Source organism: Collinsella sp. AF20-14LB, from assembly GCF_003459505.1.
GTDB lineage: Bacteria > Actinomycetota > Coriobacteriia > Coriobacteriales > Coriobacteriaceae > Collinsella.
The window spans coordinates 91,087-105,192 of sequence record NZ_QRWD01000002.1 but is presented as its reverse complement, the minus strand read 5'-3'; the positions used below and the strand labels follow the sequence as shown (position 1 = coordinate 105,192).

The window sequence follows — 14,106 nt, the reverse complement described above, 5'->3', positions numbered from 1 at the left end:
TCTTTCCTTCCCATTCCATTACATGTCGAGTGTTTTAGTACTGGCTCTCGTGCTTGCTAAAGAAGTCGAAGCGCGGGGGTAGCGGCTTTACGCGGTGCTCGCCGGGCTTCTCGCCCAGGCTCTCCACAAACTCATCCGTGGAGGCGAAGATGTTATCCCAGCTAAAGAAGGCGACCGGGTCGATGTCGAAGTACTCGCAGATGAGCTCGCAGCCGGCCGGCACAATACCGTGCATCAGGACGGTCGCCACGCGCAGCTCGGTAAAGGCGTCGACAAGGGCCTGCGTCATCGCGGCGTTTGCTGGCTTGCCTTCGAGCTTGTTGGCGGCCTTGGAAGCGTCGCTCCAGCGCTTGTTGGCGGCGCGCAGGTAGTCGTCGCACACGGCGAGCGCGCGGTGCGTCTCGAACTTGTACATGGCCTGCTCAAAGGCGAGGGCTGCCTGCTCGGCGGCCTCGACCACGGTGTCAGAAGCTGCACCGGCGGGGATGCAGCCGTTGCGGTAGGGGCTCTCGTCGCCTTCCTTGACGGCGACGCCGTAGAAGCAGCTGCGGGCCAGACGGTTGAACACGCCGGTCAAAAGGGCGCTCTCCTTAAGGGCTGGGTCGATAACGCGCTTGTCGTCGCAGGCGCGTACCTCGTTGCCGTCCTTGTCCTTGCCGGTCACACGCGTGTCGTATGCCTTGGGGCTAAAGCTTACCGGCTTCTCGGACAGGCCGAGCGACAGCCAGTGCGCGCGCATCTGCTCGCAGGTGTAGTGGTTGAGCAGGTCGTCTGCCGGCGGGGGAGGCGTCTGCGAGGACGAGCTGGCCTTTTTGCCCATGTAGAGCAGGTGGTAGCAGGCGCTGACGGTGCTCTGCGTGAGGTCCCAGCCCAGGGCCTCCCACATGGCGGTCTGCGCGATGCAGTAGAAATAGATGTTGTCCTGACCGATGAACTGGTAAATCTGAGCGTCGTCAGAGCACCACCAGTCGCGCCAGTCGAGCGAGCTGTGCTGGTAGGTGGGTGCGGGCACCTGCGTGGAGTCGGCGGCGGGCTCGCCCATGAGGGCGGCATCCTGGGCGGCGACGCCCTCGGTCACGCCGGCGGCCTTGGCATCGCGCGCGAGCACGGTACGCGTATAGCTGATGGGCGCCCACAGGCTCTCGGGCCAGCACCAGCAGGTGACGTCGGAGACGCCATCGACCTCGGGCACCGGAACGCCCCAGTCGATGTTGCCGGTGATGCGGAAGGGCACGAGCGCCTTGCCGCTGCGGAAGCGCACGCCACCGTTGGCGAGCACCGCGTGGGCGTCGTCGCGCTCCTTCCAGCTGGGGAAGGTGACGGTAAAGCTGCTCTTGTTGCCCTCGGGCTCCAGCACGGTGTGCTCGGGGAGCTGGTCCTCGACGGCATCGAAGGCCTCGCGGAACTTGTTCTGGATGTAGAGCTGAGCCGGCAGCAGCCACTCCTCCATGGTCTTGGAGACCACGGAGCGAACCTGCGGGTTCTGGGCGAGCTTGGCGGTGTAGGTCTTCATAAAGTCGAGGTAGGCCGGCAGGTCAAAGTAGAGATTGTCGACCGGGCGCAGCTCGGGCACCTCGCCGGTGAGCTGGCTCTTGGGCGCGATGAGCTCCTCGGGCTCAAACTGGTGGCCCAGATCGCACTCGTCGGCATAAGCCTTCTCGGACTTGCAGCCCTGGATGGGGCAGCGGCCGATGACCTGGCGGCCGTTGAGGAACGTGCCGGCCTTGGCATCGTAGAACTGCAGCGTGGAGCGCTTGGAGATGGTGCCCTGCTCGTGCAGGCGCTCGATAATCTCGGCAGTCACCTCGTTGTGGATCTGGGCCGCCGGCTCAAGGCCCGAGCCGCCGTAGATGTCGCAGCTGATGTTGTAGTTGTTGAGGGTCGCGGCCTGGCGGGAGTGATTGGACTCGACATACTCGCCGATGGACTTGTCGTAGCCCTCGTTCTCCTTGAGCTTGCGGTAGCTCTCCATGATGGGCGAACCGTAGCAGTCGGTGCCCGAGGTGAAGATGACGTTTTCGCGGCCCAGGCGGTCGCGCAGGAAGCGGGCGAAGAAGTCGGCCGGGACAAAGACGCCGCCGACGTGGCCAAAGTGCAGACCCTTGTTGCCGTAGGGCTCGCCGGCGGTAACGATGGCGCGGCGCGGCCAGCTGGGACGGTCGTTCATGGAGTATTTGGATGCCATGGGACTCCTTCGCATATAGGTAAGAGCGCGGCCGGGCACGGGGTTCGGCGGCGCGGTGGTCAATTCGTGCATATCGTTCGACATTATCGCACATGCGGGCGGGTGCGTGGCAGGGGCGCTATCCTAAGATGCTATGAATGAGATTTCCAACATACATGCGTTTGAGGACGAGGTTTTTCTGCACGCTTGCTTCGTGTGGGGGATGGTCGTCGTCGGCGTGTTTGCCGTGTGCCTGGTGCCGGTGTTTATGCTGCTGGGCGGGCCTGCAGACTTGGATGCGGCTGACGCGGGCGGCTGGATGGCTGTCGTGGGCTGGATAGTCGGCTTGGCTGCAATCTCAATGGCGTCGTTCGCCGTGCACGAGCTGGTGCACGGTGTGTTTTTTAAGCTGCTGGCGCCCACGGGTGCGCACGTGACTTTTGGGGCGAATCGCGAGACGGCGATGATCTATGCCTGCGCCGAGGGCGTGGTGTATTCGCGCCGGCGGTACGTGGCAGTTTGCCTGGCGCCGACGATTGTTGTGACGACAGCGTTTGCTCTGGGGTTTGCGTTTTCGGGCTATCCGCTGCTGTGCTATCTGGCGGCCGGCTTGCATTTGTCGGGCTGTGTAGGCGACTGGTATTACGTGTGGACCATTTTGCGCGACCGCCGCATTGTCGCCTGCGAGGATACGTCCTTTGGCGTGCGCTTTTTTGGGTGAGGAGATGTCGATGAAGTCGTTGTTGCTGCATGCGTGCTGTGCACCATGCTCGCTTGAGCCGGTTCGCCTGCTGCGCGAGGAGGGGTTTGAGCCCACGATTTGCTGGACCAATCCCAATATTCAACCGCGCGATGAATGGCAGCGTCGTTTGGACGAGCTGCGCCGGTGGTGTGCCGACGGCGACATCGAGCTCATCGAGGCCGGGGAGGACCGCGAACGCTGGGAGACCGGCGTGGCCCCGTTGGGTGCCGATCGTCCCCGTCGCTGTCGCGTGTGCTATGCCTTGCGCTTGGCCGAGGCATGCCGCGTTGCCCAGGAGCGCGGGTTTGAATATGTGGGTACGACGCTCGCCGTCTCGCCGTACCAGCTGTTCGACACCTGCAATGACGTACTCGAGCGCCTGGCGGCGGCACGTGGGCTCACCCCGGTGATCCGCGATTTTCGCCCGTATTATCCCGAGGCTACGCGCCGTTCGCGCGAACTGGGCATGTATCGACAGAACTACTGCGGCTGCCGCTTTTCTGCCGTCGAGGCGGCCATGGACCGCGCTCGCATTCGCGACGAGCGCAAGGCTGCCAAAAAGTAGTTCATTTGGGACGTCAGCCTGCTAGGATGTAGGGCGGACTTTAGCTATATAAGGAGAATCCGACGTGTCTATGCGTACCGATGATTTTGACTACAACCTTCCCGAGGAACTGATCGCCCAGGCTCCCGCCGAGCCGCGCGACTCCTGCCGCCTGTTGGTGGTGGATCGCAAGGGCTCCCAGGCGGGAACGCCGCTGGAGCATGGCGGCACCGTTGAGCACCGCATCTTCCGCGACATCATCGACTATATCGAGCCGGGCGACGTGCTCGTCATCAACAAGACGCGCGTGATGCCGGCCCGCCTGATCGGTCGCAAATCGGGCTCGGGTGGCGTGGTCGAGACGCTGCTGCTCAAGCGCCGCGAGGATGTTGACCCGCTGGGCCATGTTTGGGAGTGCTTGGTCAAGCCGGGCAAGCGCCTGAAGCCCGGTGCCCAGATTGAGTATCGCGCCGGTGGCGCCCATGCGCCCGAGGGGGCTCCCGTGGTGCTGACGGCCGAGGTCATCGACTTTGTCACCGATAGCCGTGGTGGCCGTCTGGTGCGCTTTGAGCCGGCCGGTTGCAATGCCGCCGGCGACCCGCGCACGCTCGACGAGGCCATCCATGCGGCCGGCCACGTGCCGCTGCCGCCCTACATTACCGATTACGAGGGCGACCCCGAGAAGTACCAGACCGTCTACGCCATGAAGGAGGAGCACTCGGCTGCCGCTCCTACGGCGGGTCTGCACTTTACTCCCGAGCTCATGGCCGCTATCGAGGCCAAGGGCGCGAAGTTTGCCGCCGTCGAGCTCGAGGTGGGTATTGATACCTTCCGTCTGGTGGAGGAGGACGACCCCACGCAGCACGTCATGCACACCGAGCGCTACCACGTGTCACAGGAGGTTGTCGACGCCGTGCATAAGGCGAAGGCCGAGGGGCACCGCGTGATCGCCGTCGGCACCACCGCAGTACGCTCGCTCGAGAGCGCCTTTGACGCCGATGCTCCGGTGTCCAATCCGGCCGTGACAGCGCGCTATTTTGAAGGCCGCGAGGACGGCGCTGACACGCTCGGCCGCGGTGACATCGTGGTGCGCGAGAACGCCACGACGCAGCTCTACCTCATGCCCGGCTCGACCTATCACGTGGTTGACGCGCTGATCACGAACTTCCACGTGCCGCGCTCCACGCTCATGATGCTCGTAAGCGCGCTTGCCACCCGCGACCAGATCATGGATGCCTATGCCGCCGCCATCGAGGAGCGCTACCGCTTCTTCAGCTTCGGCGACGCAATGCTCATTCAGTAGGTTACGGCGTTTTACAAACGACGTAACCGGCCGACGCTGCAAACCCGCCAGAGCGGCAATCTGACGTTCAATCGTCGGGCATGACCAGAAGGTCAATGCCCTCCTCTTTCACGTCACCTTGCTCGCTTAGGGGTGTTTTCGCTGACTTTGCCAAAGCATCGGCAGGTACTCATTGGGGACGTGCTTAAATGAGTGCCTGCAGAATGAGAGTGGATAATCTCCCGTTTTTGGCCTGCTTGGGGGCTCAAAGTGGGAGATTATCCACTCTCGTCATTGGGCTAGTCGTTGGGGACGTTCTTGTTTGACTAGTCGTTTAAGAACGTCCCCAATGACTACTTGCTCGCGAACAGCCAGACTAGGATGATCACCAGGATTGCGGCGACGATGCAGACGATGGCGCCGGTGAATTTGATGCGTGAGTCGCGGGTGCGCTCTCGTACGTCGTCTTCGGCGGCCTCGAGCTGGTCGACTTCTTGCTCGGTCTCGGCGTGTTCGGCTTTGTCTCGGGCCAAGGATCCTGCAAGCGACTCAGTGATTTCTGGGTGGTCGTGCACCTCGGTCGCCTGTTCGATGATCGACTGTGCATGTGCGGCATCTGCTTGGGCGTTGGCGATGGTCTGCTCCTGCTCGCGGCGTGCCTTGTCCTCCGCGGCGATCTTCTCGCGCAGTTCGCGCTGACGAGTCGCGGCGGCGGTCTTCGCCGTCTGCAGCTCGTCGCGCGCGGCATCGGCTTCGGTCGTCACGGCTTGGTGCGCGCGTTTTGCGTCGGCGATAGGGGCTTGAGCCTGCTCGACGGCCTGCTCGGCTGCGGCAAGCGAGTGCTCAAGGTCGGCGGTGATGCGCGGGACATCTTCTTCGGCTTTACGCAGGGCATCTGCCGTGTCGGAAATCTGCATCGAGAGCTCGCTGGTGCGCACCGTATAGTTGGCGGGATTTGCCGAGGGATTGCGTTGCAGCTCGGCATACTCATGACGCAGCGTCTCGAGCTGGGCGCGCGTGGCGTCGACGGTTTGTTGTGCGGCGGCAATGCCGGCGTCTCGCTCTGCCTTCACCTTGTCGCGGATGCGCTTGGAATCCTCAAGACGTCGAACGAGGCGGTTGCCGGTCTCGCGTGAGCTCGCCTCGCGGGCCTCCACGGCGTCGAGCGCGGCCTTCAGACGGAGCTCAGTCGCGTCATCCTCTGTCTTCATTTGTTCGAGCTGACCCTTGAGCTCTGTCGCTTTGGAGGCGTGGGCATCACGATCAATCTCGGCGGCCGCTGCAGTCTTTTGGGCCGTGGCAATCGCCTGGCGCTGGTCGGCGACGATCTGGTCGTAGCGGCCTGCGATATCCTGGCGCGTCTCGAGTTCCTCGGCCTGATCGGCAATGCGCTGCTCAAGTTCGGCCAGGTGGGCGCGGGCATCGGCAAGTGCCTTTTTCGCGGCGTTCATCTCGCGCATGGCCGAGGCACCCTGGGCGATAAAGGTGCCCACGGCGTTCGCAGTGTTCGAGACAGCGGTCCCCAGATCGCGGCTCGCGGCGGAGGAGTGCGGGGCGGTCGGGCGAGCGGTGTCGGCAGCGTCCGCATCGGCAGTCTGCGGCACGGCGATATTGCCGGTACCGCCTTCGATCACAGAAAAGCCTGCTGCGTGCGGGTCGACCGCATCGGTGCCAATCGTGGGATGCTCGAGCTGCAGAAACGAGGGCATGGTGCTGCCCTGGTCGGCAACCGGAGTCTCGCCGGGTACGAAGGTCGAGGCTGCCTCGGCGGCCTCCTCTTCCTCGGCGTCAACGTCAGCGTCGGCCACGGCGTCTTTCATCGCTTTGACGGCATCCATCATGGAGTCCATGACGGCGTCGAGCTCTTCTTCCGAAGAAACCTCGATAGGGCCCGCAGCTTGCGGAGCAGCATCCTGTACGGGGCGGTCGTCCTGAGCGGGCGCATCGTCGTTTTGCTCGTCTGCATCTTCGGCGCCAGGGGTTTCCGCCGTAGCGCTTTCGTCCAAGAATGGGCCGTCGAGGTCAATATCATCGCAGGTCACAGCGTCGGCATCTGCAGTGACGTCTGCGGAATCATCAATATGCTGTTGAGTCTGGGGGTCCAGCTCGTCTGTCATAGGCATGTGCTCCTCATCGTTGTTTGTCACCCTATGATAAAGTCTCGCGCCGACATCCCGCGCGCTGCAGCAAAGTTTCAAAACGTGTTCGATGGCTCGCGTCGATAGCAAAAACTCGGCCACTTTATCCAGTTTGTACTTGACATTCCCTTCGCCGAAAGACGTTGCGCCGTTCGCCTGCCATGGGCTTTATTTTTCGCTTGAACCCGCTAAAGTTGCATTTCAGCTTTTGGCGCGTGAAGTTGGATGCGCGCAGTCGACGGGCAGGCCCGTCGCGATTTGAAAGGACTTTGTATGGGACTTTTCACTGGTAAGACCGTGATCGTTACCGGCGGCGGCAAGGCCACGCTTAAGGACGGCTCCGCTGGTTCCATCGGCTACGGCATCGATATCGCTTTTGCCAAGGAGGGCGCAAACCTCGTCATCACCGGCCGCAACGTCGCCAAGCTCGAGGCCGCCAAGGAATCCCTCGAGGCCGAGTACGGTGTCAAGGTTCTGCCTGTTCAGGCCGATGTTTCTGCTGGTCAGGACAACGAGGCTGTCGTCCAGAACGTCATCGACAAGGCCATTGAGGAGTTCGGTCGCATCGACGCCGTCGTCAACAATGCTCAGGCCAGCGCTTCGGGCGTGACGATCGCCGATCACACCATGGACCAGTTCAACCTCGCCATTTACTCCGGTCTGTATGCCACCTACCTGTACATGCAGAAGGCCTACCCGCACCTGAAGGAGACCAAGGGCTCCGTGGTCAACTTTGCTTCGGGCGCCGGCCTGTTTGGCAACTATGGTCAGTGCAGCTATGCCGCCGCCAAGGAGGGCATCCGTGGTCTGACTCGCGTTGCCGCCAACGAGTGGGGCAAGGACGGCATCAACGTCAATATCGTTTGCCCGCTTGCTTGGACCGCCGCGCTCGAGAACTTCCAGGATGCCTATCCCGAGGCGTTCAAGGCCAACGTCCACATGCCGCCGGCGGGTCACTACGGCGACGTCGAGAAGGAAATCGGCCGCGTCGTCGTTCAGCTCTGCGGTCCCGACTTTAAGTATATGAACGGCGAGACCGTCACCCTCGAGGGTGGTATGGGCCAGCGTCCGTAATTGTTACGGCGTTTTACCAAACGCCGTAACGGGCCGACGCTGCGCGGTCACCAGGGCGACAACTTGTCATTCAAAGAGGGCGGCATGACCAGAAGGTCAATGCCGTCCTCTTTTCATGCCAATTTGTTCGCTCTGGCGACCGCTCGCTGACATTTCCAAGACATCGGCGTTGCCAAGACATCGGCGTTGCCAAAATATCGGCGTTGCCGTGGCTGGTAAATAGCTCCACTCATCGGGGACGTACTTAAATGAGTGCCCGCAGAATGAAAGTGGATAATCTCCCGTTTTTGGGCTGTGCTTTGGGCAAAAGTGGGAGATTATCCACGCTCATCCGGTAAGCGTCCAAAAATCCACGCTCATTTGCCGTGTCCCTGCCGTATCCTCCTCGCGCCAGTTTCTGTCGAGTCGGTGCTTCTTGCGGGTTGCCCGTATAATGGTTTGCGTATGAACCGCAACCAAGGAGTTCCAGTTTATGGACCAGAACCTTTTTAAATTCGACCTGATTGCCGAGGATCCGACGACGCACGCGCGCGCCGGCGTACTGCACACCCCGCACGGCGACATCGAGACGCCGATCTTTATGCCCGTGGGCACCAAGGCAAACGTCAAGGGCATTCCTACCGAGACTGTCAAGAAGCTCGGCGCCCAGATCGTGCTCGCCAATACCTATCATCTGTCCATGCGTCCCGGCGAGGATACCATCGCCGAGCTGGGCGGCCTGCACAAGTTCATGAACTGGCACGGCCCCATCCTCACCGACTCGGGCGGTTTCCAGGTCTTTAGCCATAACGACGCCGTCAAGCTCACCGATGAGGGCGTGCGCTTTATCGTCAACGATTACGACGGCCGCCACGTGTTTTGGACGCCCGAGGACAACATGGAAATCGCCATGAAACTCGGCTCCGATATCTGCATGCAGCTCGACCAGTGCCCGGGCTATCCCGCCACGCGCGCCTACGTTGAGCGCGCCGTTGAGCTGTCGAGCATGTGGGCCGAGCGCTGCTATAAGGCGCATACCCGCGATGACCAGGCGCTCTTTGGCATCGTTCAGGGCGGCATGCACCTGGATCTGCGCCTGCGTTCGCTGCGCCATCTGGAGGAGTGCGGCGACTTCCCGGGCTATGGTATCGGTGGCTATTCGGTGGGCGAGGATCACGAGACCATGTTCGAGACCCTGGCGCCGCTCGTGAGCGAGTACATGCCCAAGCATAAGCCGCGCTACCTGATGGGTGTCGGCAACCCCACCACGCTCGTACGCGGCGTGGGCGTGGGCATCGACATGTTCGACTGTGTGCTGCCGACGCGCACCGGTCGCATGGGTACGGCGTTCTCCAGTGAAGGTCGCCTTAACTTCCGTAACGCGCGCTTTGCGCACGACGACGGCCCCATCGACCCCACCTGCACCTGCCCGGTGTGCACGGGCGGCTACAGCCGCGCGCTCATTCGCCACATGGTCACGCAGAAGGAGATGCTCGGCGGCATTTTGCTTTCGATGCACAATATCTACTACCTGCTCAACCTTATGCAGCGTGCCCGCCAGGCCATTATCGAGGGCCGCTACGGCGCATTCGTGAGCGATTGGATGAATAGTCCTGCCGCGGTGGATTACTAAGGGCGACAGACACGCTTGCAGAGCGTGGGCAACGGCAATGGTCGGGCGCCAGCCGGTCGTCACATTCGTTGACACCGGCTGCGCGACCGCTGACCGATAGCTTGCAAGTGCTTGATGCATCGTGGGTACCATACCGAATAGTTGATGCTCGGGCGGGTGTTTGACGCATAGCGTCGACCCCGCCCGTTTTTCTTTTTCTCGATAGGAGTACCCATGATTAAGAATGAGAACGTCGAGGGCGAGCCTGCCTACGACGAGACGTACCGCCGCGGCCCCGTGGTCATGCGCGGCCCCATGATTCCTAAGGACAACACCTACGCCAACCTGCTGGCGCCCGAGGAGTCGACTGACTGGCTGCACGCCGACCCCTGGCGCGTGCTGCGAATTCAGGCAGAGTTTGTCGATGGCTTTGGCGCACTTGCCGAGCTTGGACCTGCGGTGACTATCTTCGGTAGCGCCCGCACGCCCAAGACCGATCCGCTCTACAAGGCGGCGCGCACCGTCGGGCGCAAGATCGCGCAACGTGGCGTGGCGGTCATCACCGGTGGCGGCCCCGGCATCATGGAGGCGGCCAACAGGGGAGCGGCGAGTGTCAACGGCAAGTCAGTTGGCCTAGGCATTGAATTGCCGCACGAGCAGGGGCTCAATAAATACGTGAACCTTGGCATGGACTTCCGCTACTTCTTTGTGCGCAAAACCATGTTCGTTAAGTACAGCTCGGGCGCAATCGTATTTCCCGGCGGCTTTGGCACGCTCGACGAGATGTTCGAGGTTCTCACGCTGGTGCAAACGCACAAGGTCAAGCGCATGCCGCTCGTGTTGGTGGGCAGCGAGTACTGGCAGGGCCTGTTCGACTGGCTCAACGGTCCGGTGATGGACGCCGGCATGATCAGTCCGCTCGATCCGGATCTGGTACACATTACCGACGACCTCAACGAGGCCGTTGACATTGCCCTGAGCGGGCTGATGTAGAGTAGCTAAAATGGGACGGGGCTAAAAAGACCGGTGCGTAACGTTACATGCCAGTCTTTTTAGCCCCGTCCCAAATGAAGTGCTTCCAAGTTGCGGTGGAATAGGGATTGATTGGCGGCTAATAAGCCAAAAACAGTCCCTATTCCACCGCAAGAGGTAAAGGTGCCCCTAGTGGATGGGCTGGTAGCGGGGGCAGTAGCTGATGGCGATGGCATCGACGCCTACGTGGGTGGCGATGGTGCAGCCGATGGGGCCAGTGCCGGCGTCTACGTAGTCCTGGCCCGCGAGCGCCTCGTTGACAAGTTCCTGCTCCTCGGCGGCGCCGGTCGTGAGCACGCGCACGCTTGAGCCCGGGTGCTCGTCCAAAAACGCGAGGCAATCTGCCATGGTGTTGGCGACGATGCGCTTGGCGCCGCGGCCCTTTTTGATTGCCTTGATCTCGCCCGATTTCCACTCCGGCGAAACGGCCAGGCGAATGTTGAGCATCTGCGTCAGCTGGCCGGCGAGCTTGGGGGCGCGGCCGTTTTTGACCAGGTTCTCGAGCGTGCGGGGAATCAGCAGCAGGTGGGCTTCGGGCAGCGTCGCGCGGATCTGCGCCTCGGTCTCGTCCAAGCTGCGGCCGTCCTCGCGCATGGCAAGCGCGTACTCCACCAGCAGGCCCTCGGCGCCCGAGCCGGTGCGCGAATCGATGCAGCGCACGTCGAGCTCGTGGGTCTCGGCGATCAGGCATGCGTTGGAATAGCAGGCGGACCACTCGCTGCACAGCGAGATAAAGATCGCGCTGTCGTGGCCATCGGCGCGTACGCGGTCAAACAGCGCCTTGAACTCGCCGGCGCTCGGCTGCGAGGTGTGCGGCAGCTGCTCGGAGCCGGCCATGCGGGCGACGTATTCCTCGGCGGTAATCTGCACCTGGTCGAGCAGGTCCTCGCCCTCGATAATCACATGCAGCGGAATCACGTAAATGCCGAGCTCTTGGGCACGGGCGGGGGAGATGTCCGACGTGGAGTCGGTTATGATGGCAAAAGACATAATTGCACCTTTCGTTGGGGCGCGGCAGCGCCGCCTTCTGAAAGCAAAGTGCGACAAGTATAGTGGAGTTGCTCTACATTGCTAGGTTCAATTGTTGAATAGTCAACAGTTTGAAGCGGTGGTGTGGAAATCATCAACTGGGGAAGAAGGGTGCCGATGGCGGCATTGCAACTTTGCGAGCGGCCGGTTGTGCTGTTCGATTTTGACGGCACGGTGGCCGATACGGGTCGGGCAGTGATGACCTCGACGCGCAAGACGCTGGCTGCGCGCGGGTTTTCGGAGACGCAGATGGGTGATCTGCGCCGCATGATCGGGCCGCCCCTGTGGAAGAGCTTTCACGACTTTTACGGCTTTTCCCGCGAGGAGTCGCTTGTGGTGGCCGATGAGTACCGCGCCTTTTTTGATGAACTGGGACCGGAGGAGTATCCCGTGTTCAATGGGGTCCCCGAGCTGCTGGATGGGTTGGTCGCCCAAGGCAAACGTATGGCCGTGGCGACGTCGCGCATGGAGGCCAAATGCATCGACATGGTGCATGAGCTTGGTCTTTCTCAGTTCGAAGCCGTGGTTGGCATGAATCCGCCGCAGGGGCGCGAGACCAAGGCCGATTCGGTTCGCGATGCCCTGGCGGCGCTCGGCGCGACGGCGGACGATGCCGTGATGATCGGCGATCGCTTTAACGATGTGGAGGGCGCGCACGCAATGGGCGTGCCGTGCATCGGCATCTATTCGGGCGCGGCGGCGCCGGGTGAGCATGAGGCGGCGGGTGCCGATGCAGTGGTGCACTCGGTGGCCGAGCTTGCTAAACTTTTCTCTATCTAGGAACTAAATGTGAGGGGCGGGTACGCTTGCCGCTCATTGGTAAGGAGGCAGTCTATGAATCAGGTGGAGCAGAGCGTCGCTGAGTATGTCGACGAGGTCTGGGAAGATGTCGTCGCCGATATCGAGCAGCTGGTGAGCTATCCGTCCGTGGCAGTTTCTGCCGATGCAGAGCCCGGCGCGCCGTTTGGCCGCCCGGTCCGTGACGCGCTCGACTGTGCGCTCGGCATCGCGCAGAAGCTTGGCTATCAGACGAGCGACGACGAGGGCTATGTGGGCATTGCCGATATCCCTGGCCGCGGCGACAAGCAGCTCGCGACCATCTGCCACGTGGACGTGGTGCCCGCCGGCCCGGGCTGGAACACCGACCCGTTTGCGCTGGAGCGTCGCGAGGGCTGGCTGCTCGGCCGCGGCGTTATCGACGACAAGGGTCCGGCGGTGCTGTCACTCTACGCCGGCGCCTATCTGCTCAAGCACGGCATTACCCCGCGCTATACTTTCCGCGCGCTGCTGGGCTGCGATGAGGAAGTGGGCATGTCCGACGTTCACCATTATCTGGAGAACCACGCAGACCCCGACTTTTTGTTTACGCCCGATGCCGAGTTTCCGGTCTGCAATGCCGAGAAGGGCCAGTTTGGGGCGACGTTCGTGAGTCCCAAGATCGACGGCGGGCGCATCGTGTCGTGGAGCGGCTCCGAGGCGAGCAATGCCATTCCGTCGCAGTCCATCTGCGAGCTCGCGATTGCCGCCGATGAACTGCCGGCGCCCGTTGAGAACGCCGACCGCCTGGAGATCACGGCGCTTGATAACGGGCATGCGCAGATTTTCGCCCACGGTATTGGCGGCCACGCTTCGATGCCTGAGGGCACCATCAACGCCGTCGGCCTGATCGTGTCGTATCTGCGCGAGGCCGAAGACGCGTTTGGTGCACGCGACGAGCGCCTGCTGACGCCTGCCGAGCACGAGTTCGTCAAGTTCCTGGCCTTTGTGCATGCGGATGCCTATGGCCGCGGCCTAGGTATCGATGCGACGAGTCCGGCGTTTGGCCCGCTTACCTGCAACGCTGGCGTCATCCGCGTGGCGGATGGCCATATTGAGCAGGTCATCGACGTGCGCTTCCCCGACAGCACGAGTGCCGATACCATCCGCGAGCAGCTCGATCCGCTCGTGGGCCGTTTTGGCGTGACGTGCCGTGTGGGTCGTGTGAAGGTGCCGTTCTCGGTCTCTGCCGACGATCCGGCCGTGAAGGCGCTTATTGATACCTATAACGAGTTTACGGGCAAGCATGCTGAGCCCTTTGCCATGGGCGGCGGCACGTACGCACGCAACTTTGCCCGCGCCGTCTCGTTTGGCCCCGAGGAGACCGGCCTGGAGCTGCCCGCATGGGGCGGCCAGATGCACGGCCCCAATGAGTGCGCCAACGAGGAACAGCTCAAGCAGGCGCTCAAGATTTATATCGTGGCGATCTTACGTTTGAACGAGCTTGAGCTTTAAGGCTGCGGCGTTTTAACAACTTAGCACCCCTTTCGTCCGGGCTTTTTAAGTTGCGGTGGAATAGTTCCTAGAATGGGCCATTTGATGGCCAAGCAGGAACTATTTCACCGCAACTTTGTTTTTATTGGTGTAAAAGGCGGGTCATGCTTGGTGGCGGGTTTGTTATCCGTTTGTAAAGGCTGGGCAGAGCTTGCGGTAAGGGTCTATCAAATGTCCGTAAGAAACCGCAGATAAGGCGG

Annotated in this window: 11 protein-coding genes; 8 read left to right on the top strand and 3 right to left on the bottom strand. The window is 61.9% G+C overall.

Annotation, left to right across the window (positions count from 1 at the left end; genetic code table 11):
- Positions 1–34 precede the first annotated feature (34 nt).
- Complete coding sequence (locus tag DWX63_RS01755) at positions 35–2,185, bottom strand: methionine--tRNA ligase (RefSeq protein ID WP_117842622.1); 2,151 nt, start codon at positions 2,183–2,185, stop codon at positions 35–37.
- 133 nt (positions 2,186–2,318) lie between these two features.
- On the opposite strand from DWX63_RS01755, the gene DWX63_RS01750 reads away from it, so the two are divergent.
- The 3 genes from DWX63_RS01750 (at position 2,319) to queA (ending at position 4,753) form a co-directional block, all read left to right on the top strand.
- Complete coding sequence (locus tag DWX63_RS01750; protein ID WP_117842621.1) at positions 2,319–2,885, top strand: DUF3267 domain-containing protein; 567 nt, start codon at positions 2,319–2,321, stop codon at positions 2,883–2,885.
- 10 nt (positions 2,886–2,895) lie between these two features.
- Complete coding sequence (locus tag DWX63_RS01745) at positions 2,896–3,471, top strand: epoxyqueuosine reductase QueH (RefSeq protein WP_117842620.1); 576 nt, start codon at positions 2,896–2,898, stop codon at positions 3,469–3,471.
- A 70-nt stretch (positions 3,472–3,541) separates the two neighbouring features.
- Entirely contained in the window at positions 3,542–4,753 is a 1,212-nt protein-coding gene (gene queA, locus DWX63_RS01740; RefSeq protein WP_117842619.1) for a tRNA preQ1(34) S-adenosylmethionine ribosyltransferase-isomerase QueA, read from the top strand.
- Between the two features lie 332 nt (positions 4,754–5,085).
- Here queA and DWX63_RS01735 read toward each other — a convergent pair whose 3' ends face one another.
- Positions 5,086–6,849, bottom strand: a complete 1,764-nt coding sequence (locus tag DWX63_RS01735; RefSeq protein WP_089572104.1) for a hypothetical protein — start codon at positions 6,847–6,849, stop codon at positions 5,086–5,088.
- Between the two features lie 294 nt (positions 6,850–7,143).
- Between DWX63_RS01735 and DWX63_RS01730 the strand changes: the two genes are divergently transcribed.
- The 3 genes from DWX63_RS01730 (at position 7,144) to DWX63_RS01720 (ending at position 10,528) form a co-directional block, all read left to right on the top strand.
- On the top strand, positions 7,144–7,944 hold the full coding sequence (locus DWX63_RS01730) for an SDR family NAD(P)-dependent oxidoreductase (RefSeq protein WP_006235414.1): 801 nt from the start codon (positions 7,144–7,146) through the stop codon (positions 7,942–7,944).
- 472 nt (positions 7,945–8,416) lie between these two features.
- The gene (gene tgt / locus DWX63_RS01725; protein WP_055250876.1) at positions 8,417–9,556 is read left to right on the top strand and encodes a tRNA guanosine(34) transglycosylase Tgt; all 1,140 of its coding nucleotides are present in this window, start codon (positions 8,417–8,419) and stop codon (positions 9,554–9,556) included.
- Positions 9,557–9,769: 213 nt separating this feature from the next.
- A complete protein-coding gene (locus DWX63_RS01720) occupies positions 9,770–10,528 on the top strand; it encodes a TIGR00730 family Rossman fold protein (protein WP_117842618.1) in 759 nt (252 codons plus the stop codon).
- A 168-nt stretch (positions 10,529–10,696) separates the two neighbouring features.
- On the opposite strand, the gene DWX63_RS01715 is transcribed toward DWX63_RS01720, so the two are convergent.
- Positions 10,697–11,557 carry a DegV family protein gene (locus DWX63_RS01715; RefSeq protein ID WP_117842617.1) on the bottom strand — a complete coding sequence of 287 codons (861 nt, stop codon included), beginning with the start codon at positions 11,555–11,557 and terminating at the stop codon, positions 10,697–10,699.
- 123 nt (positions 11,558–11,680) lie between these two features.
- Between DWX63_RS01715 and DWX63_RS01710 the strand changes: the two genes are divergently transcribed.
- Positions 11,681–12,376: an HAD hydrolase-like protein gene (locus DWX63_RS01710; RefSeq protein WP_233514434.1), complete on the top strand. Its 696-nt coding sequence runs from the start codon at positions 11,681–11,683 to the stop codon at positions 12,374–12,376.
- Positions 12,377–12,430: 54 nt separating this feature from the next.
- A complete protein-coding gene (locus DWX63_RS01705) occupies positions 12,431–13,867 on the top strand; it encodes a M20 family metallopeptidase (RefSeq protein ID WP_117842615.1) in 1,437 nt (478 codons plus the stop codon).
- The last annotated feature ends 239 nt before the right edge of the window (positions 13,868–14,106 follow it).

Bases quoted from the DNA above. Each gene is read 5' to 3' on its own strand.
- DWX63_RS01755 (WP_117842622.1), bottom strand. From the start codon at position 2,185: ATGGCATCCAAATACTCCATGAACGACCGTCCCAGCTGGCCGCGCCGC.
- DWX63_RS01750 (WP_117842621.1), top strand. From the start codon at position 2,319: ATGAATGAGATTTCCAACATACATGCGTTTGAGGACGAGGTTTTTCTG.
- DWX63_RS01745 (WP_117842620.1), top strand. From the start codon at position 2,896: ATGAAGTCGTTGTTGCTGCATGCGTGCTGTGCACCATGCTCGCTTGAG.
- queA (WP_117842619.1), top strand. From the start codon at position 3,542: ATGCGTACCGATGATTTTGACTACAACCTTCCCGAGGAACTGATCGCC.
- DWX63_RS01735 (WP_089572104.1), bottom strand. From the start codon at position 6,849: ATGACAGACGAGCTGGACCCCCAGACTCAACAGCATATTGATGATTCC.
- DWX63_RS01730 (WP_006235414.1), top strand. From the start codon at position 7,144: ATGGGACTTTTCACTGGTAAGACCGTGATCGTTACCGGCGGCGGCAAG.
- tgt (WP_055250876.1), top strand. From the start codon at position 8,417: ATGGACCAGAACCTTTTTAAATTCGACCTGATTGCCGAGGATCCGACG.
- DWX63_RS01720 (WP_117842618.1), top strand. From the start codon at position 9,770: ATGATTAAGAATGAGAACGTCGAGGGCGAGCCTGCCTACGACGAGACG.
- DWX63_RS01715 (WP_117842617.1), bottom strand. From the start codon at position 11,557: ATGTCTTTTGCCATCATAACCGACTCCACGTCGGACATCTCCCCCGCC.
- DWX63_RS01705 (WP_117842615.1), top strand. From the start codon at position 12,431: ATGAATCAGGTGGAGCAGAGCGTCGCTGAGTATGTCGACGAGGTCTGG.